This window comes from Streptomyces sp. NRRL S-646 (genome assembly GCF_000720765.1).
In the GTDB taxonomy this organism is placed as follows: Bacteria; Actinomycetota; Actinomycetes; order Streptomycetales; family Streptomycetaceae; genus Streptomyces.
In genome coordinates, this window is record NZ_JODC01000003.1 from 478,724 (window position 1) to 501,286 (window position 22,563).

At 69.8% G+C, this 22,563-nt stretch carries 22 protein-coding genes; 10 read left to right on the top strand and 12 right to left on the bottom strand.

Going from position 1 to position 22,563, the window contains the following annotated elements:
* The first annotated feature begins 140 nt into the window (after nt 1-140).
* A complete protein-coding gene (locus IH68_RS0106605) occupies nt 141-1,259 on the top strand; it encodes a hypothetical protein (RefSeq protein ID WP_030929814.1) in 1,119 nt (372 codons plus the stop codon).
* Between the two features lie 28 nt (nt 1,260-1,287).
* On the opposite strand, the gene msrA is transcribed toward IH68_RS0106605, so the two are convergent.
* Complete coding sequence (gene msrA / locus IH68_RS0106610) at nt 1,288-1,800, bottom strand: peptide-methionine (S)-S-oxide reductase MsrA (protein ID WP_030929818.1); 513 nt, start codon at nt 1,798-1,800, stop codon at nt 1,288-1,290.
* Here msrA and IH68_RS59700 point away from each other — a divergent pair.
* Genes IH68_RS59700 through IH68_RS0106625 form a run of 4 tightly spaced genes read left to right on the top strand, consistent with a single transcriptional unit; the run spans nt 1,694 to nt 4,244 of the window.
* The gene (locus IH68_RS59700; RefSeq protein ID WP_420718975.1) at nt 1,694-2,191 is read left to right on the top strand and encodes a DUF4291 family protein; all 498 of its coding nucleotides are present in this window, start codon (nt 1,694-1,696) and stop codon (nt 2,189-2,191) included. The genes msrA and IH68_RS59700 overlap by 107 nt on opposite strands.
* A gap of 29 nt (nt 2,192-2,220) precedes the next feature.
* Nucleotides 2,221-2,529 carry a hypothetical protein gene (locus IH68_RS0106615; protein ID WP_030929821.1) on the top strand — a complete coding sequence of 103 codons (309 nt, stop codon included), beginning with the start codon at nt 2,221-2,223 and terminating at the stop codon, nt 2,527-2,529.
* A 36-nt stretch (nt 2,530-2,565) separates the two neighbouring features.
* Nucleotides 2,566-3,129 carry a DUF4291 domain-containing protein gene (locus IH68_RS0106620; protein ID WP_234341269.1) on the top strand — a complete coding sequence of 188 codons (564 nt, stop codon included), beginning with the start codon at nt 2,566-2,568 and terminating at the stop codon, nt 3,127-3,129.
* Between the two features lie 8 nt (nt 3,130-3,137).
* Nucleotides 3,138-4,244, top strand: a complete 1,107-nt coding sequence (locus tag IH68_RS0106625) for an EstA family serine hydrolase (protein WP_030929826.1) — start codon at nt 3,138-3,140, stop codon at nt 4,242-4,244.
* A 94-nt stretch (nt 4,245-4,338) separates the two neighbouring features.
* On the opposite strand, the gene IH68_RS0106630 is transcribed toward IH68_RS0106625, so the two are convergent.
* Nucleotides 4,339-4,722, bottom strand: coding sequence for a VOC family protein (locus IH68_RS0106630; protein WP_030929829.1), 384 nt, complete (start codon nt 4,720-4,722; stop codon nt 4,339-4,341).
* 156 nt (nt 4,723-4,878) lie between these two features.
* On the bottom strand, nt 4,879-5,919 hold the full coding sequence (locus tag IH68_RS0106635) for an NAD(P)-dependent alcohol dehydrogenase (protein ID WP_030929832.1): 1,041 nt from the start codon (nt 5,917-5,919) through the stop codon (nt 4,879-4,881).
* A 171-nt stretch (nt 5,920-6,090) separates the two neighbouring features.
* On the opposite strand from IH68_RS0106635, the gene IH68_RS0106640 reads away from it, so the two are divergent.
* On the top strand, nt 6,091-7,002 hold the full coding sequence (locus IH68_RS0106640; RefSeq protein ID WP_030929835.1) for a helix-turn-helix domain-containing protein: 912 nt from the start codon (nt 6,091-6,093) through the stop codon (nt 7,000-7,002).
* A 205-nt stretch (nt 7,003-7,207) separates the two neighbouring features.
* Here the strand turns inward: IH68_RS0106640 and IH68_RS0106645 are convergent, their stop codons facing one another.
* From IH68_RS0106645 to IH68_RS0106660, 4 genes are all read right to left on the bottom strand, one after another.
* On the bottom strand, nt 7,208-7,978 hold the full coding sequence (locus IH68_RS0106645) for a group II truncated hemoglobin (RefSeq protein ID WP_030929837.1): 771 nt from the start codon (nt 7,976-7,978) through the stop codon (nt 7,208-7,210).
* A gap of 80 nt (nt 7,979-8,058) precedes the next feature.
* A complete protein-coding gene (locus IH68_RS0106650; protein WP_234341253.1) occupies nt 8,059-11,349 on the bottom strand; it encodes a S8 family peptidase in 3,291 nt (1,096 codons plus the stop codon).
* A gap of 212 nt (nt 11,350-11,561) precedes the next feature.
* On the bottom strand, nt 11,562-12,245 hold the full coding sequence (locus tag IH68_RS0106655) for an ABC transporter ATP-binding protein (protein ID WP_030929843.1): 684 nt from the start codon (nt 12,243-12,245) through the stop codon (nt 11,562-11,564).
* Nucleotides 12,246-12,507: 262 nt separating this feature from the next.
* Nucleotides 12,508-13,962, bottom strand: coding sequence for an ABC transporter permease (locus IH68_RS0106660; RefSeq protein ID WP_030929845.1), 1,455 nt, complete (start codon nt 13,960-13,962; stop codon nt 12,508-12,510).
* Between the two features lie 134 nt (nt 13,963-14,096).
* Between IH68_RS0106660 and IH68_RS0106665 the strand changes: the two genes are divergently transcribed.
* Entirely contained in the window at nt 14,097-14,636 is a 540-nt protein-coding gene (locus IH68_RS0106665) for a hypothetical protein (protein ID WP_159403650.1), read from the top strand.
* Nucleotides 14,637-14,722: 86 nt separating this feature from the next.
* Here the strand turns inward: IH68_RS0106665 and IH68_RS0106670 are convergent, their stop codons facing one another.
* Together IH68_RS0106670 and IH68_RS0106675 are read right to left on the bottom strand one after the other, a co-directional pair.
* Nucleotides 14,723-15,985: a L,D-transpeptidase gene (locus tag IH68_RS0106670; protein WP_030929852.1), complete on the bottom strand. Its 1,263-nt coding sequence runs from the start codon at nt 15,983-15,985 to the stop codon at nt 14,723-14,725.
* Between the two features lie 188 nt (nt 15,986-16,173).
* Nucleotides 16,174-16,527 carry a hypothetical protein gene (locus IH68_RS0106675; RefSeq protein WP_030929856.1) on the bottom strand — a complete coding sequence of 118 codons (354 nt, stop codon included), beginning with the start codon at nt 16,525-16,527 and terminating at the stop codon, nt 16,174-16,176.
* 109 nt (nt 16,528-16,636) lie between these two features.
* On the opposite strand from IH68_RS0106675, the gene IH68_RS0106680 reads away from it, so the two are divergent.
* Both IH68_RS0106680 and IH68_RS0106685 read left to right on the top strand, forming a co-directional pair.
* Nucleotides 16,637-16,951: a hypothetical protein gene (locus tag IH68_RS0106680; protein WP_030929859.1), complete on the top strand. Its 315-nt coding sequence runs from the start codon at nt 16,637-16,639 to the stop codon at nt 16,949-16,951.
* A gap of 42 nt (nt 16,952-16,993) precedes the next feature.
* Nucleotides 16,994-17,806: a hypothetical protein gene (locus IH68_RS0106685; protein WP_030929861.1), complete on the top strand. Its 813-nt coding sequence runs from the start codon at nt 16,994-16,996 to the stop codon at nt 17,804-17,806.
* A gap of 60 nt (nt 17,807-17,866) precedes the next feature.
* On the opposite strand, the gene hutH is transcribed toward IH68_RS0106685, so the two are convergent.
* The 3 genes from hutH to IH68_RS0106700 all read right to left on the bottom strand — a co-directional run bounded on the left by hutH (nt 17,867) and on the right by IH68_RS0106700 (nt 21,735).
* Nucleotides 17,867-19,405: a histidine ammonia-lyase gene (hutH, locus tag IH68_RS0106690; RefSeq protein WP_030929864.1), complete on the bottom strand. Its 1,539-nt coding sequence runs from the start codon at nt 19,403-19,405 to the stop codon at nt 17,867-17,869.
* 201 nt (nt 19,406-19,606) lie between these two features.
* Entirely contained in the window at nt 19,607-20,755 is a 1,149-nt protein-coding gene (locus IH68_RS0106695) for a GGDEF domain-containing protein (protein ID WP_030929867.1), read from the bottom strand.
* A 170-nt stretch (nt 20,756-20,925) separates the two neighbouring features.
* Nucleotides 20,926-21,735: an enoyl-CoA hydratase/isomerase family protein gene (locus tag IH68_RS0106700; RefSeq protein WP_030929870.1), complete on the bottom strand. Its 810-nt coding sequence runs from the start codon at nt 21,733-21,735 to the stop codon at nt 20,926-20,928.
* Between the two features lie 176 nt (nt 21,736-21,911).
* On the opposite strand from IH68_RS0106700, the gene IH68_RS52820 reads away from it, so the two are divergent.
* Complete coding sequence (locus tag IH68_RS52820) at nt 21,912-22,469, top strand: hypothetical protein (RefSeq protein WP_234341256.1); 558 nt, start codon at nt 21,912-21,914, stop codon at nt 22,467-22,469.
* Nucleotides 22,470-22,563 lie beyond the last annotated feature (94 nt).

Genomic DNA, 22,563 nt, shown 5'->3' on the forward strand with positions numbered 1-22,563 from the left:
GCGGGGCGCGCGCCGGACGGTGAGGCGCGGGAGGCCGTACTGCCGGGTTTTCCCTCGGTCCCGGCACCGGGTTCACGGAGTTTTCCACAGGCCGCCGACCGGGTTCGCCAATTGTCACCGGCGTCTGGAACGCTTGAGCCATGGAATTTCTCTGGGTCCTGATCGCCGCCGTCATGCTGGGCTTCGTGCTGCTCCCCGTCCTGCGGCGCAGGCGGGGCATGATCGAGCAGGTCCCGGCCGGCCACCCGGACGCCGCCGACCCCGCGAACTACGGATTCGTGCGGGAGGAGGAGCTGGATGTCCGCATGCCCGGCCCCGACCAGGACCTGCTGGACGTCCTGGACCTGGTGCAGCGCACGCAGGACTACCGCGCGGCCTCGCAGCTGCTGGCGGGCACGGAGGCGGAGGGCGAGCTGCGCTGGCAGCGCGTGCAGGCCTTCGCGGGCGCCGCGTCGCTGGAGCTGCAGCAGCGGCCCGGCGGGGTCAGCGAGACCCCGGGCGGCCAGTGGCTCAGGGTGTGGCGGGCCGAGCAGCCCAAGGACGCGGGCGGCGCCGCGGTGCACGCGGAGTTCCTGGTCCAACAGGCGTGGCGGACGTCGACGCCGGGCACGGACGAGTTCCGGATCATCATGGAGGAGGCGAAGGCGGCGTGCGGCGATGCGGCGCTGCTCGCCCCCGGTGACCCGGTCCCGTACATCATCGAGCTGTCGGTGGCCCGCGGGCTGGCGTACCCCCGGCCGGAGTTCGAGGAGCTCTGGCTGAGGATCCTGGACCGCGCCCCCGCCCACATGGGCGCCCACCTGGCCGCCCTGCACTACTGGTGCGAGAAGTGGCACGGCTCGCGCGAGCTGGCGAACTCCTTCGCAGAGGCGGCGGCAGCGCGCGCACCCCAGGGTTCCCTCCTCGCCGCGATGCCCCTGTTCGCGGTCTTCGAGCACCTCCCCGAGGTGAACCTGGTCAGCAGCTTCTACCGGAGCGAGGCCGTGACGAAGGCGATCCACGGAGCGCTGCACGCCGTCCACTCGGCCCGCCCCGACGACCCGATGCTCGCGCACGTACGCCACCTGCTGGTCTTCTTCCTGGTCCGCGCGGAGCGCTGGGCGGAGGCCATGAACCAGCTCATATACATCGACGGCCATGTCGGCGCCCTCCCCTGGACCCTGTCCGCCGACCCGGCAGCCGAGTTCGCGGTCTACCGGGCGCTGGCGGTTGCGGGCTACGAGGCGAACGGCGGCAGCCCGGCGACGCTGCCGCACTGAGGCCCGCCCGGGCGTCGAGGCCTGTCGGTCAGCCCTGCGTGCGGGCGGGCAGCCGCCATCCCGGGCGCGGGAAGTGGCAGGTGTAGCCGTCCGGGTAACGCTGCAGGTAGTCCTGGTGCTCGGGCTCGGCCTCCCAGAAGGGGCCGACCGGCTCCACCTCGGTGACGACCTTGCCCGGCCACAGGCCGGAGGCGTCCACGTCCGCGATCGTCTCCTCGGCGATCCGCTTCTGCTCGTCGTCCACGTAATAGATCGCCGAGCGGTAGCTGAGGCCGATGTCGTTGCCCTGGCGGTTCTTCGTGCTCGGGTCGTGGATCTGGAAGAAGAACTCCAGGAGCGCGCGGAAGTCGGTCTTCTCGGGGTCGAAAAGGATCTCGATGGCCTCCGCGTGCGTGCCGTGGTTGCGGTACGTCGCGTTCGGCACGTCGCCCCCGGTGTATCCCACCCGGGTCGCCGTCACGCCCGGAAGTCGGCGGATCAGCTCCTCCATCCCCCAGAAGCATCCGCCCGCCAGCACGGCCCTCTGCGTCTGCGCAGCCATTGCAGTCCTCCCATATCTGTCAGCTCGGTCACTCGGGCGACGCTGCTCGCACACCATCGGCATCCCGTGCCCACCCTCCTCAACGCGCGAGGGTTCCAGGCGATTCCGTGCCCGCCCCGCCGGCCCTCCGGTCGAAAACCGGTCGCCGTCCGGGGCGGCCGTCCCCCACGCTGCATGCCATGGAAGATCCACAGCGCGGCATCCGTGCGGGGCAGAGTCCACGATCACCGTCTACCAGGCGTACGCGCCGGAAATCGGCGGGCCCGCGGTCCGCAAGGGACGTTTCCCCGCCGCGTGGAAGCGGGATCGGATGACGTGGGTCATCAAGCCGCGCTCACAGTCCTCAACGACATTGCCGGCCCGGCGGCCCGGCTACGTTTTCACCAGGTGAGAATGAGCAAGTCTGTGAAAAGGTGCCGCATGATCCACTATCTGCGGTTCTTCTTCGAGTTCGGTGTGGACACTCCGCTGTGGCCGGAGGACATGGACAGCCCATACGGCTACCCCACCGACCTCGCACGCCTGCCCGTCAGCCCGGACACCCGGGCCGAGTTGGCGAGGCTGAGCGAGTGGTACCAGTCCTCCCTCGACTGGAAGAATCCGTCGGGTCCGTCGCCATGGTCCGACGACGAACTGCAACTGTTCAAGCAGCAGGCCCTCGCCGCGTTGCACGTGCTGCGCCGCGAGCTGGGGGCGGGCTGGATCGTCCGGGACGAGAGTCTGCTGTGACAGGCTGCTCGACCGCGGAACGCAGGCTTTGAGCGGCTGTCAGAGGACTGTGAGCGCTGGTTGACATGGATCAAGCCGTCGTTCCTGTGGATGATGTACCGCTGCGGCTGGGGCACGAAGGCCGGTCAGGAGACCGTGCCGGCTGTCGAGATCGCCCGTGACGGCTTCGAGTGGGCCTTGCGCCACGCGTGTCTGTCGAGCCATGTCCCCGCGGTGCACGCCGACCGTGCCGCCTGGCAGCGTGAGTTGAGGACGGCGCCGGCTCGTGTGCAGTGGGACCCCGAGCGGGATCTGCGGCTGCAGCCTCTGCCGTACCGGTCGCTGCAGCTCGGCCTCTCCGGTGAGGCCGTACGACGGTATGCGGACGAGTGGACGGTCGCCGTCAGTGATGTGCCCCCGCCGGCCCAGGAGATACGCGCGTATGTGGGCAGCGGCGACCTCGACTCGGCGGCCCGGCTGCTCCCGCAGGAGCGCCCGTACCCTGCGGCGGACGAGCTCCTGGCCCATCTGCGTCCGGCGGCCGGATCCGGCCGCCCGCTCGACGGGCAACGGCGCACGGCCGCAAATTCGGTTGCCGCAGCGCGTGCCGATGCGGGCTAATGCCACGCATGGCTGACATTCAGGGCTCGTACGACGGTCTGTTCACCGCGGTGCCCAACCGGCTGGCGGAGTTGCTGGACGCCGGGGACACGGGCGGCTCGGTGGCCGTCTTCGTGGATGGCGAGCCGGTGGTGGACGTGTGGGGCGGGTTCGCCGACGCCGAGCGCACCGTGCCGTGGGAGCGGGACACGATCGTCAACGTCTTCTCCGTCACCAAGACCATGACGGCGCTGTGTGCGCTCGTCCTGGCCGACCGTGGCGAGCTCGACCTGGACGCGCCCGTGGCCCGGTACTGGCCGGAGTTCGCCGCGGCGGGCAAGGAGCGGGTCCTGGTCCGGCATCTGCTCTCGCACACCGCGGGTCTGCCCGACTGGGACGGGCCGGTCGAGGAGATCTACGACTGGCCGTCCGCCACGGCGCGGCTGGTGGCGCAGGCTCCGCAGTGGGAGCCGGGCAGCGCGGCCGGGTATCACTCGCTCACCCAGGGGTTCCTCGTCGGCGAGGTCATCTGGCGGGTCAGCGGGCGGAGCGTGGGTGAGTTCTTCGCGGACGAGATCGCAGGCCCGCTGGGGGCCGACTTCCATATCGGGCTGGCCGCCGAGCACGACCGGCGCGTGGCGCTCACGGTGCCGCCGCCGGGACGGGACGAGGAGTACACCGCGAGTGCGCCCGGCAGGGGTTCGACGCCTGCCGCGGGGACCGCCCTGCGGGTCCGGGACGGCAACAGCGTGGCCTGGCGCCGTGCGCAGATCCCCGCGGCGAGCGGGTTCGGCAACGCCAGGTCGGTTGCGCTGGTGCAGTCGGCGATGGCCTGCTCAGGGGCGCTGCACGGAGTGCGGCTGCTGTCGCAGGCGGGGTGCGACCGGGCCTGGGAGGAGCAGTTCAGCGGCGACGACCGGGTGCTGGGCATGCCGGTGCGCTGGGGCCTGGGCTATGGACTGTTCGGCAACACCTACGGTTGGGGCGGCTGGGGCGGCTCGCTGGTGATGATCGAACCCGAGGCCCGGATGGTGGTGGCGTACGTGACGAACCAGATGCGCGAACCCGCCGACGACAACCGGGGGTTGGAGATCGTCATGTCCGCCTACGACGGTCTCGTGGGACTGCGGGCCTGACGGGAAGAAGGTGGGGGCACTGATGGACGGTGGCAGCAGTCGTACGTTCCTGATCGGGGGTGGCGGGTTCATTCCCGCCGGGTGAAGCGGCAGATCAACTCCCGCTGCCGTACGGCCTGGTGATGATCTCCAGGTTGTGGCCGTTGGGGTCGTCGAAGTACGCACCCCGGCCGCCGTCGTTGTGGTTGATCTCGCCGCCGCGGTGGTGGTACGGGTCCGCCCAGTAGGTCAGTCCCGCGTCCTGGATGCGGCTGAAGATGATGTCGAAGTCGTCCTCGGACACCAGGAACGCGTAGTGCTGCGGCGTGATGTCGCCGTCCGTCTCCATGTAGTCGAGGGTCACGCCGTTCGGGATCTGGACGGGGATGAAGGGGCCGAACGGCGGGCTGGGTTCCAGCCCCAGGATGTCGGCGAGGAACTGGGCCGACGCCTTCTTGTCGTGAGCGGCGACGATGGTGTGGTTCAGCTGCACGTTCATCGTGTGGGCCTCCTCATGCCCAAGATACTCCGAAGGGCAGACCAGGTAAGCCTCGCCTCACAACGGCGGGAGGCCCCGGCGTCGCCTTCCGCCGGGGCCCCACTTGCCAGACCTGCCAGACCTGCAGACCTGCAGACCTGCAGACCTGCAGACCTGTCAGATCGTCGCCGTGTCGATCACGAAGCGGTACCGGACGTCGCTCGCCAGCACCCGCTCGTACGCCTCGTTGATCTGGTCCGCGCTGATCACCTCGATCTCGGCGCCGAAACCGTGCTCGGCGCAGAAGTCGAGCATCTCCTGGGTCTCGGCGATACCGCCGATCATGGAGCCGGCGAGGGTCTTGCGGCCGGCGATCACCGAGAAGAGGTTGAGGGCGATCGGCTCCTCGGGGGCGCCGACGTTCACCAGCGCGCCGTCCCTCTTCAGCAGCGACAGGAACGCGCCGAAGTCGAGCGGGGCCGAGACCGTGGAGAGGATCAGGTCGAAGGAGCCCTGCAGGTCCTTGAAGGTCTGCTCGTCGCTGGTCGCGTAGTAGTGGTCGGCGCCCAGCTTGAGGCCGTCGTCCTTCTTGCGCAGGGACTGCGAGAGCACGGTGACCTCGGCTCCCAGGGCGTGCGCGATCTTGACGCCCATGTGGCCGAGGCCGCCCATGCCGAGGACGGCGACCTTCTTGCCGGGGCCGGCGTTCCAGTGCTTCAGCGGGGAGTAGGTGGTGATGCCGGCGCACAGCAGCGGCGCGGCCACGTCCAGCGACAGGGCGTCGGGGATGCGGACGACGAAGTTCTCGTCGACGACGACCTTCTCCGAGTAGCCGCCGTAGGTGGGCTCGCCGTCCTTGCCGACGGCGTTGTACGTGCCGACGTTGCCGCCGGTGCAGTACTGCTCCTCGCCGGCCTTGCAGCTCTCGCACTCACGGCAGGAGTCGACCAGGCAGCCGACGCCCACGCGGTCGCCGACCTGGTACTTGGTGACGCCCGCGCCGACCTCGGAGACGATGCCCGCGATCTCGTGACCGGGGACCATCGGGAAGATCGCCTCGCCCCAGCCCTCCCGTGCCTGGTGGATGTCGGAGTGGCAGATACCGGCGAACTTGATGTCGATCAGGACGTCGAACTCGCCGACCTCGCGGCGCTCGATGGTGGTGCGCTCCAGCGGAGCCTTCGCGGCGGGGGCGGCGTAAGCGGCAACAGTGGTCATGCCGAGGGGTCTCCTAGCTGTGGTTACGCGCCCGGCTGCCTTCTGACCGGGCATGTTGCTCAGCATGCCGGACCGTACGCGCTTCACCCAGGCCACGCTTCTGCATACGTCCACTGTGCCTACCACTGGCGGGGTCAGGATGGTGTGCGTACGACAGTGAATACTTGAGACATGGACGAACAGCCCGATGCCGTACACGAGCCCGCCGGGGCTCTGGACCGGCGTGCCGAGCTCAGCGAGTTCCTGCGCACCCGGCGCGCCCGGCTGAAGCCGGAGGACGTGGGGCTGCCGGACTTCGGCCGGCACCGGCGGGTGCCCGGGCTGCGCCGCGAGGAGCTGGCGCAGCTGGCGGGTGTCTCGGTGGCGTACTACACGCGGCTCGAGCAGGGCAACGGGCGGAACGTGTCGGTGGAGGTGCTCGACGCCATCGCGCGGGCGCTCAGGCTGACGGACGCCGAGCATGCCCACCTCACGCACCTCGCGAAGCCGAAGCAGCACAAGAAGAAGCCGGCGGCGCGGTCGCAGCAGGTGCGGGGCGCGCTGCGGCAGCTGCTGGACTCGATGGACGGGGTGCCCGCGTACGTCTCCGGGCGGCGTTCGGACATCCTCGCGTGGAACCGGATGGCCTCGGCCGTCTTCGGCGACTGGGAGGAGCTGCCGGCACAGGAGCGGAACTGGGCGCGGCTGGTGTTCCTGAGGCCGGAGTACCGGGAGCTGTTCCTCGACTGGGAGCAGAAGGCCAGCGACGTCGTGAGCTACCTGCGGATGGACGCGGGCTGCTACCCGGACGACCCGCGGCTGTCCGCCCTGGTGGGCGAACTCTCCGTGAAGAGCGAGGAGTTCAGGCGGCTGTGGGCCACGCACGACGTCAAGGAGAAGGGGTACGGCGTCAAGCGTCTGCACCATCCTCTGGTCGGTGATCTGACGCTCAGCTTCGAGTCGTTCCGGTCGGCCGACGACGACGGGCAGGCGCTGACGACGTACCACGCCGAGCCGGGGTCTGCGTCGGCGGAGGCGTTGCGGTTGCTGGCCAGCTGGGGCGCGGATGCTACTCGGGCGGGGCATTCGGCGCCGTCTTCCTGAACCGTTGCCCGGCGGTCGGCGCAGCCCTGCTGGGGGCTCCGCCCCCAGACCCCCGCTTTCGGCCTGAACGGCCTCGTCCTCAAACGCCGGACGGGCTGAAAGATCAAACTCCAGCCGACGCTGAAAGATCGAGCCCCAGCCGGCGCTGAAAGATCTAGCCCAAGCCCGCGCTGAAAGATCTAGCCCCAGCCGGCGCTAGTAGATGTCACCCCTGATACGGCGGCATCGTCCCCCACGTCCATCGCGGCACCGGCTGCTCCGCCGGCGGTTTTGCATCCGGGCTGGAGAAATAGACGGCGAGCCGTGTCCCCCACTCCACATACGCCACGAACGCCGACCGGAACTCGGCATCCGTCGGGAGGCCCGCCTCGTCCGCCGCGTCCTCGATCAGATTCACCCAGCGGCGGCGCTGCGGCTCGGTGATGTGTTTGCCGAAGTGCTTGGCGACCATGTGGCCGTGGCCGCCCTGGGTCAGGGAGTAGGTGGCGGGGCCGCCGAAGACCTCGCCGAGCCAGAGGGCGACGTGCTCGGCGTGGTCGGGGGCGAGGTCGGCGAAGAGCGGGGCGAGGAGGTCGTCCTTGAGGACCTTGTCGTAGAAGACCGACGTCAGACGGGAGAAGGCCTCGGCGCCACCCGCCCAGTCGTACAGCGTCGGCACCGACGAGCCCGTGCCTCGTACCGTCGTCGGCTTGTAGTGGCGCATCTCCTCGATGTTCTCCACGTACGGGCGGATCTCCGCGAGGAAGTCGGAGAACAGGTCCGAGCTGCGGAAACCCTTCATGTGGTCCTCGGTCGACGTCCAGGTGATGCGCAGGACGTAGTGCTCGAAGTCCTCCTCGCAGCGCGCGAGTTCGTAGTCCACGCACTGCGGTGCCGCGGCCAGCTGGACCGCGGCTCGCGTGTAGGCGGCGAGGAACTCCGCCGAGCGGTCTTCCGGGATGCGGTAGCGGATGTACTCGACGGTGTGTGTGGTCATGCGCCCACGGAAACACGGACCGCCCGCCGGAAGCTGCACTTCCGGCGGGCGGTTTGCTCAGCGCTCAGCGAACCTGCGGCTCACTTCGCGTAGTACGCGTTGTAGATCGAGATCGTCGACTTGTTGTTCTTCTTGTCGGTGATCTTGGCGTGGAAGGAGATGGCCTTCCCCTTCTCCGGGTTCTTCACCTTGATCTTGCCGCCCACGACGTCGAGCTTCGTCCAGGTCCGGCCGTGGTCGTACGACACGTACACGGACAGCGACTTGAGGTTGCTGCCCTTGGCCGCGCCCTCGACGGTGACCGGGATCGACACCGTCCTGCCGGCCTCCACCTTGTTGTCCAGGCCGGTGGCCGCGTTGAAGCGGACCGTGGACGCGGGCAGGGTCGCCGGGTCGGAGGTCTTCTTCGAGCGGAACGTCCAGCTCGCGTCGATGCGGGTCGAGGCCTCCGCGACCATGCCGCTGCGCTTCACGGACGTCGTCAGCTTGTACTCGGCCTCGGCGGACGGGACCTTGAACTCCTTCTCACCGAACAGCGGGTCGTCGTTGGACCCGACCTTGGTGCCGTTGCGGTACAGGGTCGTGGCGACCGCGGTGAGGTCCGAGGAGCCGGCGTGCCCCGCCCCGTCGGTGAACAGCGGCAGGGAGCCGTAGATGCTGTTGCCGTCGCGGAAGAGCCCGAAGTACTTGTTCAGGTGCGGGCCGAAGACCGCCGTGTTGAAGGTCTTCGTGTACTTCTGGCCCGCCTTGAAGGTCTGCGGGTCGCCGAGCGTGGAGGACGCCTCCGGGATCGGGAGACCGCTCGCGTCATGGCCCTTGATCTGCACGAAGTCCCACGTCCACTGGATCTTGTCGGAGGTCGACAGGTACAGCGTGCGTACGCCCGGCAGCTTCTGCTCGATGCCGCCCGCGATGGCGGCGTCCTCCGGGAACAGCCCGACGGGCAGCAGGGCGCCGGTCTTGCCGGGGGCGCCCGAACCGAGGTTGTTCTTCACCGTGGCGAGCTCGCTCGCCTTGAAGTGGCGGACCTTGCCGCCCTGGATCTTCTTGACCTTGGCGGTGGTGGCCACGTCGTACTCGGCGTCGTCGCCCTTGGTCCACTGGCCGTTCCAGGTCTGGTGCAGGCCCGAGACCTCGCCGCCGAGCGGCGCCATGCGTATGTCGGCGAAGGACTTCGCCTCGAAGCCGAAGGGGAAGCCCACGGGATCATAGGTGTAACTGACCGTGCCGAGCTGCTGCTTCGCCCGCGCGTCCGGCACCGTGATGTCGGCCGCCTTCGTCTTACGGGCGTCGATCGTCACCGTGGTGTTCTTGGTGACGCTCAGCTTCGGCTGGACCAGCCAGTCGAGGCCGCCCTCGAAGTTCACGAGGTCCTTGGCGATCCAGGCGTCCAGCAGGTAGTCGCCCTTGGGCAGACGCATCGTCGTCGTACCGGAGTCCGAGACGGTCACCTGGTAGCCGCGGCCGTTGGCCAGGCCCGAGTAGCCGAGCAGGAGGTCGCTGTAGTTTCCGGTCGGCTGCCCGTCACGCCCGATGTGCTTGAACGTCACGCTGTACGACTGGATCTCGCGCTGCACACCGGCCGCGGTCCGCACGGTCTGGCCGCCGCCGGTTGCCTTCACATACGCGGAGTACGCGCCGTCGAGCGTGCCGCCCAGCTTGGTGTTGGCCGTCAGATTCACGGAGGCCTTGCCGCCCGCCGGGACGGTCACCTTCGTCGCGCCGAGCTTGAAGAAGCCCGCCGGGGCCGCCTGGCCCTTGGGGTTCGTGGCAGCGGCGGACAGGTTGAGCGTGACGTCCTTCGTACCGAGGTTGCGGTACGTCAGCTGCTTGGTGACGGGCTTGTCGTCGGTGTGCGGCCACTGCTGCACACCGAAGCTCACCGACACCGGGTCGGCGATCACCGTCTGCTTGATGGCCTTGTCGACGGCGATACGGCCCGCACCCTGCTGGAACGCCGAGTACTTGCCGCCCTTCGCGGAACCGGTCAGCGCGCCCTTGAGCTCACTGAACTTCCAGTCCGGGTGCTCCTGCTTCAGGATCGCCGCGGCGCCCGCCACATGCGGGGTCGCCATCGACGTACCCGAGATGGTCAGATAGCCGGGCGGGTTCTCGCCGACCTCCTGGTCGATGACGCTGCCCTTGGCCGCGGCCGCCGTGATGTCCACGCCGGGCGCAGTGACGTCCGGCTTGATGGTGCCGTCGACGGTCGGCCCGGTCGAGGAGAAGTCGGCCAGCCTGTCGTGGTCGTCGACCGCGCCGACGGTGAGCGCGTCCTCGGCGCTGCCGGGCGAGCCGATCGACTCCGGGCCGGCGTTGCCCGCGGCGATCGCGAAGAGGATGCCCTTCTGCTCGGACAGCTTGTTCACCTCGGCCTCGAGCGGGTCGATGCCGGGCGCGTCCTGGCCGCCGAGGCTGAGGTTCACGACGTCGGCGCCCTGCTCGGCCGCCCACTCCATGCCGGCGAGGATGCCGGAGTCGTCACCGGAGCCGGTGTCGTCGAGGACCTTGCCGTTGAGGATCTTCGCGCCGGGCGCGACGCCCTTGTACTTGCCGCCCGACTTGGCGCCGGTGCCCGCCGCGATCGACGCGACGTGCGTGCCGTGCCCGAAGTGGTCGGTGGCGTCGGCGGCGGCGGAGAAGTTCTTGGACTCGATGACCTGGGTCGCCAGGTCCGGGTGGGTCGCGTCGACACCGGTGTCCAGTACGGCGATCCTGACACCCTTGCCGTTGTAGCCGGCGGCCCATGCCTTCGGTGCGCCGATCTGCGGGACGGACTTGTCGAGGCTGGCCCTGCGGGTGCCGTCGAGCCAGACGTGCGCGATGCCCGAGGCGGTCCTGCCTCCGTTGGTGACGGCGTCCCACAGCTCGGGCGTTTCCTTCTGCGGGGTCTGAACGGCGTCCGCGTTCAGGGACTTGAGGGTCCTGCGGAGCGTGCCCGCGTCACGGACGTCGGCCTTCGCTCCGGTTGCCGCGCCCTGGTAGCCGACGATGACCTTCAGGCCGTTGGCCTGGGACCTGCGGGTCGCGGACTTGTCGAGCTCGGTGATGTCGAACAGCCGCTGGTCGAGCTTGCCGGTGGCGACCAGCCGGGCCGCGTCCGCCGGTACGACGAGAGTGTGCCCGTCGGCCTTGCGGAACTGAACCGGTATGTGCTCGCGTCCCTTCGCCCGCTCCAGGCCGACGACACGGCCCTTGGAGTCGACGACCACGCGGTCGCCGGTGATCAGGGTGATGCGGTGCTTGGACGTGAGCTGAGTCTGCGGAGCAGTCGTCGACTGCTCCGGCTTCGCGGACGCCGGGCTGGTCATGCCCGCCGCAAGGGCCACGGCGGCCGCCGTGGCAACGGTTCCCGCGCATGCTCTTTTCACTTGTCTGCGCAAGTCTCCCCCTGGAGATGAAGTACCGGGTGTTTTCCCCTGTCACCCGGCCGGGGGCAGTCACGCACGCATGAACGCATGCACCCCCCGGGATACGCAGTATGCCGGGGGGTGATCAGGCACCTCAATAGATGAGAAGAAGGTAAGAGGCGGGCCCGAGGACTGTTACGAGCCGGTCCCAAAGCCGTTGCCGTTCCGCGTGGTTACGCGCCCGCATTCTCCTTGACGGTGAGCTTGCCCTTGCGGATCGTCGCCAGCCGCGGGGCCTTCCTCGCGATCGCGGAGTCGTGGGTGACCATGATGAAGGTCAGCCCGAGCTCCTTCCACATGCGCTCCAGCACCTCCATGATCTCGTCGCGCATCGACTCGTCGAGATTTCCGGTGGGTTCGTCGGCGAGCAGCACCTTCGGCTGTTTGACGAGTGCTCTGGCTATGGCGACGCGCTGCTGTTGTCCTCCGGACATCTCGCCGGGCAGGTGCCCCAGCCGCTCGCCGAGACCGACCGAGGTCAGCGCCTCGGCGGCCCGCTCGCGCCGCTCCTTCACCTTCACTCCGAGGGGTACGAGAGCGGTCTCGACGTTCTCCTGGGCGGTGAGGGTCGGGATGAGGTTGAAGGACTGGAAGACGAAGCCGATGTTCTCGCTGCGGACCCTTGTGAGCTTGGCCTCGGAGAGCCTGGCCAAATCGGTGCCGTCGAGGACGACTTCGCCGGAGGTGGGGCGGTCCAGACCGCCGAGCATCTGGAGGAGGGTGGACTTGCCGCCGCCGGTGGGGCCCTGGATGACCAGGCGGTCGCCGTCGGCGATGGAGAGGTCGACGCCGTCGAGGGCGTGGACGGTGTCCTTGCCTCGGGTGTAGCGCTTGGTGAGATTTCTCAGTTCGTACATGGGGGCTCCTGGGATCGGTTCGGGGGTGGTGCGGGTTGCTTTTCGGCTGCGGGTGAGTGGGGGCTGGTCGCGCTCACGCGGCGGAGCCGCATATCGATACAGCCCCGCGCCCCTAAAAGTCGCCTTGCTGCCGGCAGCCGCAAGCCGCCGTCTCGCGTGGCTGCGGGCAGTCGTGCCGCTTGGGGCGGCTCCCGACCCAAAGAGAGCGGCACCCCGCAAGTGCGGGCCGCACACCGCCCTCCCCCAGCGCAGCCGGCGCCGGCTACTCGACGCGCCTCAATGCATCCGCCGGACGCAACCGCGACGCCCGCCAGCCGCCGAACGCGCCTGCGATCAAACCGCCGGCCACCGCCAGAGCCACCGCCAGCGCAATGGTCGTGAGGTTCACCGGGGCCGTGAGGGCGACCTCCAGGGTCTTCGCCGCCCGTCGCCCGGGCCCGCCGAAGCCGCCCCCAGGGCCACCGGGACCGCCCGTACCGCCCCCCAACTGCGCCTGCAGCGTAGGGCTGACGCTGGTCACGGCATACGCCCCCGCCAGACCGAGCCCGATCCCCAGCGCACCGCCCAACAGTCCGTTGACCATGGCCTCACCCACGACCTGCCGGGTCACCCGCCCCGACTTCCACCCCAGCGCCTTCAGCGTGCCGAACTCCCGCACGCGCCGCGAGACGGCAGAGGACGTCAGCAGACCCGCCACCAGGAACGCAGCCACCAGCACCGCGATCGACAGCCACTTGCCGACGTTGGTCGCCAGGGACGACGCCGTGGACAGCGACCCGGAGACCGTCTTCGCAAGGTCGGCCGACGTCGTGACCGTCGTACCCGAGACGTTCTTCTGGATGGTCGACTTGACGGAGTCGATCTGCTGCGAGTCGGTCGCCTTCACGTAGACCGTGGTGACCTTGTTCTTCTCGCCGGCCAGCGTCTGCGCCTGCTGCAGCGGGATGTACAGGTTGGCCGCCGCGTCACCGCTGTCCGCGGTCGCGATGCCGATCACCTTGAACTTGACGCTCTTGATGGTGACGGTCGAACCGACCTTGTACTTCTTCTCCTTGGCGTACGCGGAGTCCGCCACGACGACCTTGGCGTTCGTCTCGGTCGTCTTGAAGGTACGGCCACTGGTGATCTTCGACGAGGTCAGCGGGCCGAGCGCGGTCCTGGTGACGTCGGTGCCGTAGACCGTGTACTGGTTGATGTCGAAGTCGGCGCCGCCGCCCCGGACTTCGCCCTGCGGGAGCCCGGTGCCGCCGCCCGCCCCACGACCGCCCTGACCGTTGCCGGAGTTCTGGTTCTGCTGGAACTGCCCGCGGGTGAACTGGCCGTCGACCTTCACCACGTTGAGGCTCAGTCCGCCCACTGCGGAGGAGACGCCCTTCTGGTCCCCGACCTTGGTGACGGTCGAGGAGGCCAGGGTCGTGAAGCCCTGCACCAGGACCCGGTCGCTGCTCTGCGTCGAGTCGTCGTCGTTGCCCCGCGCGTCGAACTGGAAGCGCGGACGCTGGGAGTTGCTCGCGGTCGGCGTCGCCGCCTTGGTGACCGTCATGTCCGTGCCCAGCCCGTACAGCGACTGGAGGACCTTGTCCTGCGCCTTGCCCATGCCGGACGACACGGAGCTGACCACGATGACGAGGGCGATGCCGAGGGCAAGACCGGAGGCGACGACGAGGGCCGCCTTTCTGCGGCGGCGCAGTTCGCGCCTCAGGTAGGTGAAGAACATGCGCCGCAAGCTAGGGACGCCCCGTGATGACTCGATAAGCCCGGCATAAGAGCTGCATGAGAAGGCTGTCCGCAGGCCAGGAGTGAGCCCGCACGGGGCTGTCAGCAGACGCAGCCAGGTGTCAGACTCGCCGCGTGCAGCACCGATACGCATACCAGTACCCGTACCGAAGACGGCCGGTGTGGCCCGTTGTGCTGCTCGGCACGGTGTGCGGCCTGGTGGTCCTCGCCGCCGCCGGCCTGTGGGTGTACGGCGTCTACAGCATGTCCGACCCGGCCACGTCCCTCCTGTTCGGCATCCGGGTCGACGGCTCCCGCATCTCGGTCAAGGCTCCCACCTGCCCCACGGACGAGGTGACCACGGTCGAGGTGTACGACAGCGGCTCCGAGCGGCTCCTCTGGCGGGCCCACGGTCCCAAGACGCCCGAGGGGATCCGGGGCTCGCTGACACTCTGGAAGGCGGACGACTTCCGGCAGGCGGCTCCACGGACACCACCGGCCCGCTTCCCGACGAACCTCGATGTCTCCGTCACCTACACGGACGGGGACGGCACGGGAGACGCCTTCGACCTCCGCGAGGTCAGGGCCGCCCATGTCCCCGAGGGACGCTATTGGACGTACGACGGCCCCAGGACCGCCGCCCAGCTCGACGCACAACTCCGGTGCCGCGCTTGAGGTGCGTCGGCAACGCAAAGGCGGCCGCCCCGAGGGCGGCCGCCTTGTGTCGGTGAAATCGAGCGAGGCTCAACGAGGTTGCGGTGTCAGACCGCCGAACCGGCCTTCCAGTCCGCCCAGCTGAGGTTCCAGCCGTTGAGGCCGTTGTCCGGCTGGACCGTCTTGTCGCCGGTGTTGGAGATGACCACGACGTCGCCGACGATCGAGTGACTGTACATCCAGTAGCCGGCCGTGCCCGTGTCGTTGGCGCCCTTGGTGTCCGAGAGGCCCACGCAGCCGTGGCTGGTGTTCACGGAGCCGAAGATGGACTTCGCGCCCCAGTAGTTGCCGTGCAGGAAGGTGCCGGAGTTGGTGAGGCGGATGGCGTGCGGCACGTCCTTGATGTCGTACTCGGCCTTGCCGTCGTTGTCCGTGAAGCCGACGGTCGTGCCGTTCATCCGCGTCTGCTTGTACTTCTCAGACATCACCATGACGCCGTTGTACGTCGTGTGCTCCGGCGAACCGGCCGAGATCGGGATGGTCTTGATCGTCTTGCCGTCCTGCGTGACCTTCATCTGCTTGGTCTTGGCGTCGACGTACGAGACCTGGTTGCGGCCGATGTGGAAGGTGACCGTCTTCTGCTGCACGCCGTAGACACCGGAGGCGCCCTCGACACCGTCGAGCGCGAGCTTCAGCGTGACGGTGGAGTTCTCCTTCCAGTAGTTCTCCGGGCGGAAGTCGAGGCGGTTGGCGCCGAACCAGTGTCCGACGACCTCCTGGCCGCTGCTGGAGGAGACCGTGATGCCCTTCTGGACCGCGGCCTTGTTGGCGATCGCCTTGTCGAAGTTGATCGACACCGGCATACCCACGCCGACGGTGGTGCCGTCGTCCGGCGTGAAGGTGCCTATGAAGCTGTTGGCCGGAGCGACCGTGGTGAACGAGGCGTTCTCGTGCGCGACGCGACCGTCGGAGTCCTTCGCCACCGCCGCGACCTTGTAGGTGGTCGAGCGCTCCAGCTGGGCGTTCGGCTTCCAGCTGGTCTTGTCGGCGGAGAGCGTGCCGGCGACGGCGGTGCCGCTCTCGGTCGTCATGGTCACGCCCGTGAGCGTGCCCTTGCTGACGGTGACGGCCGCGGAGTTGTTGATGGAGGCGTTGTCGGAGCCGTCCTTGGGCGTGATCTTGATGTCGGCCTCGGACGGCTTCTTGGCCGCCGCCTCGTCGGCCTTGGCCTGCGAGGTGTCGTTGTTCCCGCCGGAGGCCTTGTCACTGCCGCCCGAGCACGCCGAGAGCACCAGAACCCCGCCGAGCAGCGCGGACGCGGCCGCCAGGCCCTTGCGCCGCTTACTGTTCGTCATCACACGCTTCTCCATCGTTGCCGTATCCCCAAAAAACCCCGAGAGTCCCCGTTAACGAACTTCAACGCTACGACCGGTTGGTCCCGTTCCACATATCCCGTAGGTGTGGGGCACACCACGTCCGCCGAGGCGTTTGGTGCGGGCGCGAGACGAAAAAACCCCGGACGGCGATTGCCACCCGGGGTCACGTTTTCCCAAGCCGCTCAGGAGACGCCGTCGGCCCCCTCGTCTTCGTCGTCTTCGTCGACATCATCCTCGTCCAGGTCCCAATCCGGCGAATCGGGGTCGTAGTCGATGGGCTCGCTCGACCAGGAGGCCTGCGCGAGGTCGACCCCCGGCACCTCGCTCACCAGGTCGAACGGGTCGATCAGAGAGGCCAGGGCCTCCGCCGTGTCTTCCGTCACAGCGCCCTCGGCGTGCACCCGCTCGTCGGCCGGCATGTCGGTTTCGGCGGCGAGGCGCCGCAGTGCCGCCTTGGTCAGTGCGCCGGGGTCCTCGATTTCGAGGACTAGTTCCACCCGAAGGCGGACAAAACGTGATGTCTCTTCAATGTTCATGCCCGGAGCGTAAGGCCCGGGGCTCCCGTGACTTTCCTGTGACCCGCGCCTTTCACTAACATCGCTCCACACGGCCAATTCGCCAGCGCCACAAGGGGATCGATATTCCGTGTCATCCGCTCGTCGTCCGTTGCTGACCGCCACCGCCGCAGGCACCGTCCTGTGCGCCCTGTGGTTCGTTCCCTCCGCCAAGGCGACCGGGGAAGAACCGGCGAGAACAGCCTCGTCGACGGCCCCGACCTCGCAGGTCACAGCGCAGGCACGGGCCGTCTCGGAGTCCACGGACAGCTCCGGTCCCCAGGCCCAACTCGCCGACACGGGAAGCCCCGACACCACTCCCTACGTCGTCGGCGGCACTCTGTTCCTCGGGATCGGCGCCGGGTTCGTGGCGTATTCGGTGCGCCGGGAGCGCCTCGGTTTTTGAATTCGCTTGACGTTCCTTTGACGTGACCTTCATAGTCCGGCCATGAAGAGATCATCGAGGGTGCGCGCGGGCGCCACGGTTGCCGTGAGCGTGCTGTCGCTCGCCCTCATCACGGGTTGCGGCGGGAATTCCGGCGACTCCAAGGGCTCCGGCTCCACGGACTCGTCCTCCTCGTCGACTGCGGCCGCGAAGGCGCTGAGCGCGGCCGAGCTGAAGAAGCTCATCATCAGCGGGGCGGACCTCGACGGCTACGACGTCAAGTCCGCGGACACCGGCGGCAAGTTCGCCGCCTCCAAGGACCAGGTGACGGTGGCCGACGCGAAGTGCGCGCCGCTCGCCTACGTCCTCACCGGGTTCGCGCCGGGCGACACGAGCGCGTACGTCAACCGGATGGCCACGGAGAAGAGCGACGAGCCCACGCCCACGGGCACCTCGGACGAGGACCTCGACGCCGCGATGAACGGCCTCCAGGACGTCCTGGAGTCCAAGTTGACGATCGTCTCGCTGTCCTCGTACGGCGGCGGGGGCGCCCAGGACACGATGAAGTCCGTGTCGGACGCGGTGAGCGGCTGCGCGAACGGCTTCACGGTCTCGGCCAAGGGCCAGGACACCCAGAAGTTCACGAAGGTCGCCGAGGAGAAGTCCTCCGGAAGCGGTGACGAGTCGGTGGCGTTCGCCGTGACCGGCAAGACCGAGGGCGACACGACGACGGTGCACGGCGAAGTGGTGCGGCACGGCTCCACGATCGCCACGTACTACTCGATCAGCCTGGCGGCCCTGGCCGGCAAGGGGGGCAAGTACAGCGTCCCCGCCGAGATCGTCAAGGCACAGGCGGCCAAGCTCGCACGGAGCTGACGTGCAGGGAGGGCCGCCGCCGGGGGGAGACAGCGGCGGCCCTCGTACCCACCAGAGCGGTCAGGCGAGCGGTCCCGTCACTCGCTCCACCGCGGCGACCAGACGCCCGTCGCGCACGAACGCGTCCGCGGCGGCCAGGTCGGGGGCGAGGAACCGGTCCGGACCGGGGCCCTGCACCCCCGCCGCCCGTGCGGCCGTGATGGCGGCCTGCGAAGCGGGCGCCGGGGCCAGGCCCTCGCGCAGTTCGATCGCGCGGGTGGCGGCGTACAACTCGATGGCGACAACGCGCGTGAGGTTGTCGACGGCCGTACGCAGCTTGCGGGCGGCCGACCAGCCCATGGAGACGTGGTCCTCCTGCATGGCCGAGGAGGGGATCGAGTCCGCGGACGCCGGTACGGCCAGCCGCTTCATCTCGCTGACCAGCGCGGCCTGCGTGTACTGGGCGATCATCAGCCCCGAGTCGACACCCGCGTCGTCGGCCAGGAACGGCGGCAGACCGTGGCTGCGGTTCTTGTCGAGCAGCCGGTCGGTGCGCCGCTCGGCGATCGAGGCGAGATCCGCGGCGGCGATGGCGAGGAAGTCCAGGACGTAAGCCACCGGGGCACCGTGGAAGTTGCCGTTGGACTCCACACGCCCGTCGGGCAGCACGACGGGATTGTCCACGGCCGACGCCAGCTCGCGCTCGGCGACGAGCCGGGCGTGCGCCATGGTGTCCCGTCCGGCACCGGAGACCTGCGGGGCGCAGCGCACCGAGTAGGCGTCCTGGACGCGCGGCGCGCCGTCCTGGTGGTGCCCGGTGAGCTCCGAACCCTTCAGCACGGCCAGCATGTTGGCGGCGGAGGCACCCTGCCCCGGGTGCGGGCGGATGGCGTGCAGCTCGGGGGCGAGGACCTTGTCCGTCCCGAGCAGCGCCTCCAGCGACAGGGCGGCCGTGATGTCGGCCGACTTGTAGAGGGCGTCCAGGTCGGCGAGGGCCATGACCAGCATGCCGAGCATGCCGTCGGTGCCGTTGAGGAGGGCGAGGCCCTCCTTCTCACGCAGTTCGACGGGGGCGATCCCGTGCTCGGCAAGCAGCTCACCGGCCGGGCGGACGGCCCCGTCCGGTCCTTCCGCCTCTCCCTCGCCCATGAGCGTGAGGGCGCAGTGGGACAGAGGCGCGAGGTCGCCGGAGCAGCCGAGCGAGCCGTACTCGTGCACGACCGGGGTGATCCCGGCGTTGAGCACGTCGGCCATGGTCTGCGCGACCTCGGGCCGCACGCCCGTGTGCCCCGAGCAGACGGTCTTGAGCCGCAGGAACATCAGGGCCCGTACGACTTCCCGCTCCACCCGCGGCCCGAGGCCGGCGGCGTGCGAGCGGACGATGTTGCGCTGCAGCTGAGCGCGGAGTTCCGGGCTGATGTGCCGGGTCGCCAGGGCACCGAAGCCGGTGCTGACGCCGTAGACGGGCTCGGGCTTGGCCGCCAGCGCATCCACGATCTCCCGGGCGGCGGCCAGGGCCGCCACCGCCTCCGCGGAGAGCTCGACCCGGGCGCCGCCGCGCGCCACGGCGAGAACGTCGGACGCGGTCACCCCGGACGTCCCCACCACCACAGTGTGCATATCCATATTCAGGAGCGTACGCAGTGAAGACGAAGATGTCACTACCGGGTTGCGGGTGGGCCCCTTACGCCGCCAGTCGCTGCCCTTCCCACTCCGGTCGGCACCTTTCAGCCGCCGGTCGGCATATTTCAGCCCGTCCGGCGTTTGAGGACGAGGCCGTTCAGGCCGATACGGGGGCCTGGGGGCGGAGCCCCCGGCACGTCACCCCGGCCGCCCCCGGAACCGCCGCCGCTCCGCGGCAACCTGCGGCGACGGCTCGTCGGCCAACCGCACGACCGGGTCGTCGGGCCCCGCCCGCCCCGCCACCACGGGAGTGCTCGCGCGGAGCGCCTTCGCCCGGTACTGCGCGGCGTCCGCCAGCCGGAACAGCCGCCGGGCGGACCGCACGGGCCCGATGGGATCCTCAGTGGAAGCGACCCCGCAGGCGACCCCGTCGCCGAGCTCCAACTCGGCGGCGCGGCGGCAGAGTTCGTCGGCCGCCTTCACGGCCTCGTCGGCGGACGGGCCGACGGACAGCAGACAGAACTCGTCACCGCCGAGGCGGGCGGCGAGCGTGCCCGGGAGCATCGCGCCGCACAGGGACAGGACGGAACCGAAACGCTCGAGGAGGCGGTCGCCGACGGCGTGACCCTGGGTGTCGTTGACGCGTTTGAGGCCGTTGAGGTCGCAGACGACGAGGCTGACGACCGTGCCGTCCGCGCGGTGCCGCTCGACGGCCTCGTCCAGCTTCGTATCGACGGCACGGCGGTTCGCGAGGCCGGTGAGAGCGTCGGTGTAGGCGAGCCGCCTCACCTCCTCCAGCCGCTCGGCCTGGGCGATCCCGGCGGCGACGACGGCGGCCAGCACGGTGGCGAAGTCGGCGTCTCCCCGGTCGAAGACGGGAGCACCGGCAGGGCGGGCGACATAGAGCTCGCCCCATGCGCGCCCGTGCAGCACGATCGGGGCGACGACACAGCAACCGCGACCCCGGCGGCGCAGGGCGGCGACGCGCTGGTGGACGTAACCGGGGCGGCCGCCCGCCGCGGGACCGTGCGCCGTCTCGACCCAGGCGTCGGGCTCGCCGCCGCCGGCCCATCGCTCGTGCAGGAACTCGGTGATCTCGGGGAACTGGTGCACGGGGTACGACTCGTCCTCCGGGAACTCCTCCTCCCCCTCGGTCCGCTCCCCCACGTTCGCGAGGACCCGCAGCCGGCCGAGCTCCCGCTCCCACACCGACAACGCGGCGAAGCTCCCGCCGAGCGCCCGGCATCCCCCGGCCGCCGCCGCCCGCCACGCCTCGCGCGAGCCGTGGGCTGCCGCCATGCCCTGCGCCAGCGCGACGACTGCTGCGAGCCGTTTGTCCTCACCCATTACTCCAGGTTAGGGAGGTTTCCACTGGTTTGTTCTCTTGATACGGCGGTGGGGTGACCGGCCCTGGGGGCACTGCCCCCAGACCCCCGTGTCGGCCTGAACGGCCTCGTCCTCAAACTCCCCCACTCTCGGCTTCGCTCGAGCGGGGGGACCCCCACGACAGGCTGGTTTCACTCACCCGGCCAGTTGGGCCGACGCTTCTCGTTGAACGCCGCCACGCCCTCCGCCCGGTCCCCCGAGAACGCCACCGACCGCCACGCCGCATCCTCGACCTCCAGACCGGCCCGCAGGTCGAGCCCGTGGCCGAGGCGCAGCGCGCGCTTGGCGGCACGCAGGCCGACCGGTGAGTTCGCGGCGATGCGTGCGGCCAGGTCCAGTGCCGCCTCCCGGTCCCGGCCCTCCTCCACCAGCTCGTCCACGAGCCCCAACTCCCGTGCCTCCGCGGCCTGCAGGCGCCGTGCGGTGAAGATGAGCTCGGCCGCCCGCGCGGCCCCGACCCGCCGCGGCAGCAGCTGCGTACCGCCGCCGCCCGGGATGACGCCCACGGACACCTCCGGCAGCCCCACCACGGCCGTACGGTCGGCCACGATCAGGTCGCACGACAGCGCCAGCTCGAAGCCCCCGCCCAGGGCGAACCCGTGCACCGCCGCGATCGTCGGCACCGGCAGCTCCAGGACCCCGGTGTACGCGGCCCGCGCGACCGGCCGCTGCCGGAGCAGATCGGCGTCGGTGAAGGAGTTCCGCTCCTTGAGGTCCGCCCCGACGCAGAACGCCCGCTCGTGCGTGGACGTCACCACGACCACCCGTACGTCACGGTCCGCGGCGAGCGCCGTGCAGGCCCCCGCGATCGACCGCGCCATCTCGCTCGACACGGCATTCATGGCCTTGGGCCGGTCGAGGACGAGCTCCGCGACATGCCCGACGTCCCCGTCGCCGTGCCGCCGCACCACCACGAACTCGCCGAACCGCTCCTCGCCCATGACACCCTCCGGTTAACGCGGGTTAACAACCGTCGGCCCGATCATCGCAGGCTTTCGTTCCGTTGTCCCCGTTCGGGTGACATTCCGCCCAACTCCCGCCGCACCGCCCACGGGAGCGCATACGGTGCGTCCGCCACGGCGCACAGGGGGCGCGGGCGCAAGGGGGAGGGAACAAGATGACGGTGACGGCGGAGACATCGGTGAGGCGCGGCCGCCATCGCAGGCCGCGGCCCCGCAAGGTGCTGTTCGCGGTGGGCGGGCTGGCGCTGGCCGCCGGCGCGCTGAGCCTCGTACGGATGGCACCCGATTCAGGCACCAGCGGGGTCGGCACCGCGGAGGCCGACGCCCGGCAGGACCCGCGCACCGATACCGTCGCCGACGCATCGGACCATGCCGTCGCCGCCGTCGCGGCCGCACCCCGGGTGAGCCCGTCATCGGCCTCCGCAATGGGCGGGGCAAGCACGACACCGACGCCACTTACGAGCCCCGTCCCCCTGCACACGGCAACCACGTCACCGGGCCTCCCGACCACCCTCGGCACCACGACCACCCCGGTCACACCGAACAGCCCGGCGCCCACGACCACTCACCCCCCGCCTGCGACACAGGCTCCCGCCCCACGCCCGACTCCGACACCCGCGCGGACGACGCCTCCGCCCGCACCACAGCCGGACGAGCCCGGCCTGTGCGTACCGGTCGTCGGCCTGTGCGTGGACTCACCAGCCAGCCGCTGAGGAGCGCCCCGTTAGGGGCGCGGGGCTGTATCGATATGCGGCTCCGCCGCGTGGGCGCGACCAGCCACAACGCAGCTGCAGAAGAAAGACGGCA

Bases quoted from the DNA above. Each gene is read 5' to 3' on its own strand.
- IH68_RS0106695 (WP_030929867.1), bottom strand. From the start codon at position 20,755: ATGGGTGAGGACAAACGGCTCGCAGCAGTCGTCGCGCTGGCGCAGGGC.
- IH68_RS0106670 (WP_030929852.1), bottom strand. From the start codon at position 15,985: ATGGAGAAGCGTGTGATGACGAACAGTAAGCGGCGCAAGGGCCTGGCG.
- IH68_RS0106640 (WP_030929835.1), top strand. From the start codon at position 6,091: ATGGACGAACAGCCCGATGCCGTACACGAGCCCGCCGGGGCTCTGGAC.
- IH68_RS0106685 (WP_030929861.1), top strand. From the start codon at position 16,994: ATGAAGAGATCATCGAGGGTGCGCGCGGGCGCCACGGTTGCCGTGAGC.
- IH68_RS0106635 (WP_030929832.1), bottom strand. From the start codon at position 5,919: ATGACCACTGTTGCCGCTTACGCCGCCCCCGCCGCGAAGGCTCCGCTG.
- IH68_RS0106660 (WP_030929845.1), bottom strand. From the start codon at position 13,962: ATGTTCTTCACCTACCTGAGGCGCGAACTGCGCCGCCGCAGAAAGGCG.
- IH68_RS0106630 (WP_030929829.1), bottom strand. From the start codon at position 4,722: ATGAACGTGCAGCTGAACCACACCATCGTCGCCGCTCACGACAAGAAG.
- IH68_RS0106675 (WP_030929856.1), bottom strand. From the start codon at position 16,527: ATGAACATTGAAGAGACATCACGTTTTGTCCGCCTTCGGGTGGAACTA.
- hutH (WP_030929864.1), bottom strand. From the start codon at position 19,405: ATGCACACTGTGGTGGTGGGGACGTCCGGGGTGACCGCGTCCGACGTT.
- IH68_RS52820 (WP_234341256.1), top strand. From the start codon at position 21,912: ATGACGGTGACGGCGGAGACATCGGTGAGGCGCGGCCGCCATCGCAGG.
- IH68_RS0106605 (WP_030929814.1), top strand. From the start codon at position 141: ATGGAATTTCTCTGGGTCCTGATCGCCGCCGTCATGCTGGGCTTCGTG.
- msrA (WP_030929818.1), bottom strand. From the start codon at position 1,800: ATGGCTGCGCAGACGCAGAGGGCCGTGCTGGCGGGCGGATGCTTCTGG.
- IH68_RS0106645 (WP_030929837.1), bottom strand. From the start codon at position 7,978: ATGACCACACACACCGTCGAGTACATCCGCTACCGCATCCCGGAAGAC.
- IH68_RS0106700 (WP_030929870.1), bottom strand. From the start codon at position 21,735: ATGGGCGAGGAGCGGTTCGGCGAGTTCGTGGTGGTGCGGCGGCACGGC.
- IH68_RS0106655 (WP_030929843.1), bottom strand. From the start codon at position 12,245: ATGTACGAACTGAGAAATCTCACCAAGCGCTACACCCGAGGCAAGGAC.
- IH68_RS0106625 (WP_030929826.1), top strand. From the start codon at position 3,138: ATGGCTGACATTCAGGGCTCGTACGACGGTCTGTTCACCGCGGTGCCC.
- IH68_RS0106615 (WP_030929821.1), top strand. From the start codon at position 2,221: ATGATCCACTATCTGCGGTTCTTCTTCGAGTTCGGTGTGGACACTCCG.